Source organism: Aminobacter sp. P4_H6_2 (genome assembly GCF_056400805.1).
In genome coordinates this window covers 1-3,697 of the sequence record NZ_JBFUKO010000541.1, presented here as the reverse complement: position 1 = coordinate 3,697, position 3,697 = coordinate 1, and the positions used below count along the sequence as shown (strand labels likewise).

3 protein-coding genes and 2 pseudogenes are annotated in these 3,697 nt (G+C 61.6%); 2 read left to right on the top strand and 3 right to left on the bottom strand.

Annotated elements, in window-relative coordinates; translation table 11 throughout:
- A partial coding sequence (locus AC1DUU_RS26135; protein ID WP_476786274.1) for an NAD kinase occupies nucleotides 1-651 on the top strand: 651 nt, incomplete at its 5' end.
- Between the two features lie 166 nt (nucleotides 652-817).
- On the top strand, nucleotides 818-2,359 hold the full coding sequence (locus AC1DUU_RS26130) for a DEAD/DEAH box helicase (RefSeq protein WP_476786273.1): 1,542 nt from the start codon (nucleotides 818-820) through the stop codon (nucleotides 2,357-2,359).
- 164 nt (nucleotides 2,360-2,523) lie between these two features.
- Here the strand turns inward: AC1DUU_RS26130 and AC1DUU_RS26125 are convergent, their stop codons facing one another.
- The 3 genes and pseudogenes from AC1DUU_RS26125 to AC1DUU_RS26115 form a co-directional block, all read right to left on the bottom strand.
- On the bottom strand, nucleotides 2,524-3,171 hold the full coding sequence (locus AC1DUU_RS26125; protein ID WP_476786272.1) for a YiaD family glycine zipper/OmpA-like lipoprotein: 648 nt from the start codon (nucleotides 3,169-3,171) through the stop codon (nucleotides 2,524-2,526).
- Between the two features lie 154 nt (nucleotides 3,172-3,325).
- Nucleotides 3,326-3,421, bottom strand: a pseudogene (locus AC1DUU_RS26120) (GFA family protein); the annotation flags it as partial.
- A gap of 75 nt (nucleotides 3,422-3,496) precedes the next feature.
- Nucleotides 3,497-3,697: pseudogene (locus tag AC1DUU_RS26115) on the bottom strand (hypothetical protein); the annotation flags it as partial.

The window sequence follows — 3,697 nt, the reverse complement described above, 5'->3', positions numbered from 1 at the left end:
GCCTTGGGCGGCGACGGCTTCCTGTTGCAGACACTGCGTGAGACGATGAGCACCGGCAAGTGCGTCTACGGCATGAACCGTGGCACCGTCGGCTTCCTGATGAACGAATACAACGAGAGCGCCCTGCCCGAGCGGCTTGCCTCAGCGGTCGCCGAAACCATTCGGCCATTGGAAATGGTGACGATCGATAATGCGGGTGTCACCAGGGACGCGCTTGCCATCAACGAGGTCTCGCTGTTGCGCCAGTCCTACCAAGCGGCACGGTTGCGCATTTCGGTCGACGGCAAGGTTCGACTCGAGGAATTGATCTGCGATGGCGTGATGGTGGCAACGCCGGCTGGATCCACAGCCTACAATCTATCGGCCCACGGCCCCATCCTGCCGCTCGACGCGCCGCTTCTGGCACTGACGCCGGTCAGCCCCTTCAGGCCGCGCCGCTGGCGTGGAGCGCTTTTGCCCAAGACCGCTGTGGTCCGCTTCGACATACTGGAAGAACAAAAGCGCCCGGTGAATGCCGTTGCCGACCACACGGAAGTCAAGTCGGTAGTCTCGGTCGAGGTCAAGGAATCGGCGAACCATACCGCCACCTTGCTGTTCGACGCCGGTCATTCCTGGAGCGAGCGCATCCTGGCCGAGCAGTTCAGATACTAGCTTTGGGCCACAGCTTGAAGTAAACAGCTGCAATCGCCGTGTAGGTGCCAGTTTGAGTTGACAAATCGCGCACTTACGCCTATCGCGTTGCGGCATATTGCAGGCGAGTTGCGCCTGTCGTGGCCAGATCGCCGCGCCCTTGAACGAGCAAAGACAGCCAACAAACTTGTCCGAAGACACTCAGACCGCTTCAGAAGCGTTGACCTTCGCAGACCTCGGCCTTTCGCCGAAGGTCCTTTCCGCAGTCACCGACGCCGGCTACACGCAGCCTACGCCGATCCAGGCAGGTGCGATCCCGCACGCGCTGCAGGGAAAGGACGTGCTGGGTATCGCCCAGACGGGCACCGGCAAGACGGCGTCCTTTGTGCTGCCTATGCTGACGCGCCTTGAAAAGGGCCGCGCCAGGGCACGCATGCCACGCACGCTGATCCTCGAACCGACGCGCGAACTCGCCGCACAGGTCGAAGAAAACTTCGTCAAATACGGCAAGAACCACCGGCTCAACATCGCCCTTTTGATCGGCGGCGTGTCGTTCGATGAGCAGGAAAAGAAGCTTGAGCGCGGCGCCGACGTTCTGATCGCCACGCCCGGCCGCATGCTGGACCATTTCGAACGCGGCAAGCTTTTGCTCACCGGCGTCGAGATCCTGGTCATCGACGAAGCCGACCGCATGCTCGACATGGGCTTCATCCCCGACATCGAGCGCATCTGCAAGCTGATCCCGTTCACCCGGCAGACGCTGTTCTTCTCAGCGACAATGCCGCCTGAAATCACCAAGCTGACCGAGCAGTTCCTGCACGCGCCGATACGCGTCGAGGTCTCCAAGGCGGCATCGACCAGCACCAACATCACCCAGCGCCTCGTCAAGTCCGGCCCCAAGCCGTGGGACAAGCGCGAGACGCTGCGCAAGCTGATCAATGCCGAAGGCGACGAGATCAAGAACGCCATCATCTTCTGCAACCGCAAGGTCGACGTGTCGGAACTGTTCCGCTCGCTGGTCAAGCACGACTTCGATGCCGGCGCCCTGCACGGCGACATGGACCAGCGCGCCCGCATGGCGATGCTCGCCGGCTTCCGTGACGGCAAACTGAAGCTGCTGGTCGCCTCCGACGTCGCCGCGCGCGGCCTCGACATTCCCGAAGTCAGCCACGTCTTCAACTACGACGTTCCGATTCATGCGGAAGATTATGTCCACCGCATCGGCCGCACCGGTCGTGCCGGACGCTTGGGCAAGGCTTTCACCATCGTTACCAAGTCCGACACCAAATACGTCGACGCCATCGAGCGACTGACCGGCCTGCCAATCGAATGGCACGACGGAGACCTTTCGACGGTGATCGCCAGCGAAGGCGAGGACGAGGCTCCGCGCCGTGGCCGTGGCGCACCGCGCCGTGCTGGCAAGGAAAAGCATGGTCGCGAGCGCGACCGCAAGCCGCGTGAGGAGGCGCCCGTCGCCCAGGCAGCAATTGTCGCAAGCGAAGCTCCGGTCGACAACGTGGTATCTGACATTGACGAGCGCCGCGTGCGCAAGGAAGCGATCCGGAACGAAAACGCCGATCGCAAGCCGCGCGAGCATGAAGACAAGCCGCGTCGCGACGATAATCGCGGCCACCGCCGCAACAATCGCGACCGCGAAGAAGACGACGACCGCACGATCGGTTTCGGCGACGACCTGCCAGCCTTCATGCTGATCACCACAAATATCTGAGAGCCAAGCGCCTCAATGAAAACGGCCCCTTCGGGGGCCGTTTTCATTTGGTGACTGAAGCAATGCAATGAGCAGCAGCGCCCCTTGCGGTCCGTCTGGTTTGGCCAGCGCCCCAATGAAAAACGGCCCCTTGCGGGGCCGTTTCCTTTGCTTGACTGCCCCACTCAGGTAAGCGGCGACAGCTGTATCTCGACGCGGCGATTCTGCGCGCGGCCCTCGGCTGTTGCGTTGGAAGCGATTGGCCGGGTTGCACCGAAGCCGGTGACCGCAAAGCGACGCGAATCGACCCCCTGGGAACCGAGGTAATTGGCCACCGACAGCGCACGGCGCTGCGACAGGTCGAAATTGTGCTGGTCGCCACCGGTCGAATCGGTGTGGCCGAACACGTCGACAGTGGTCTGGTTGAACTTCTTCAGCACCAGCGCAACCGAGTTGAGGGTGTTGTAGAAGCCCGACTTCACGGCATCCTGGTCGGTGGCGAAGGTGATGTTGGACGGCATGTTCAGGATGATCTGGTCACCGGCGCGGGTGACGCTGACGCCGCTGCCCTGAAGCTGGGCGCGCAGCTCGGATTCCTGCCTGTCCATGTAACCGCCGGCAAGGCCACCGGCCAAAGCGCCGACGCCCGCGCCGATCAGCGCGTTACGGCGGTCATTGCCGCCGGCGAGCAGGCCAAGGCCCGCGCCAGCAAGCGCACCAATACCTGCACCTGCTGCAGAGTTCGAAACCTTCTGCTGGCCCGTATAAGGATCGGTCGTGCAGGCGCCGACAAACATGCTGCCCGCCAGCGCAAAAATTACTGTCTTCTTCATATAAGGATGTCCCTCTCAGTACCCGCGAAACGCAACGGCGCTCCACGCAAAGCCCTTCACCGGCCTTGTAGCATGAAATGCGGCGAAAAACGGAACGGCAGCAGTAACAAGCGAGCAAACTCGAGCTCGCCTGCATGAGAAATTTTGCTTGTTGCCAGAGGTTCTTTCTGTTGATCACCACAACCTCGATCTTGTGGAGAGCGAAGTCGTCAAACGAACGCGAATTGACGCTGATCTTAGGGTTCGCTGGTTGACCAGACTCATCGAATTGCGCCGCCGCACTGGCGACAGAACACAACGTCAGGACAATCGTCAGCAGCCGCGATCAATATGATTTCGATGGCACGAACAGGCAGATGGTCCGGGTGTTGTCGGCGCCGTCTACCGAGCACCAATGGTATTCGCCGTCCGGTGAGGGTTTGACGCGGGCGTCCCGATAAGTGACGACCTCGCCGGTGCCTTCGATGACATAACCCTGCGGGCGCTCGCTGATCGCCTTCTTTGGCACCTCGCGGCAGTCATAGCC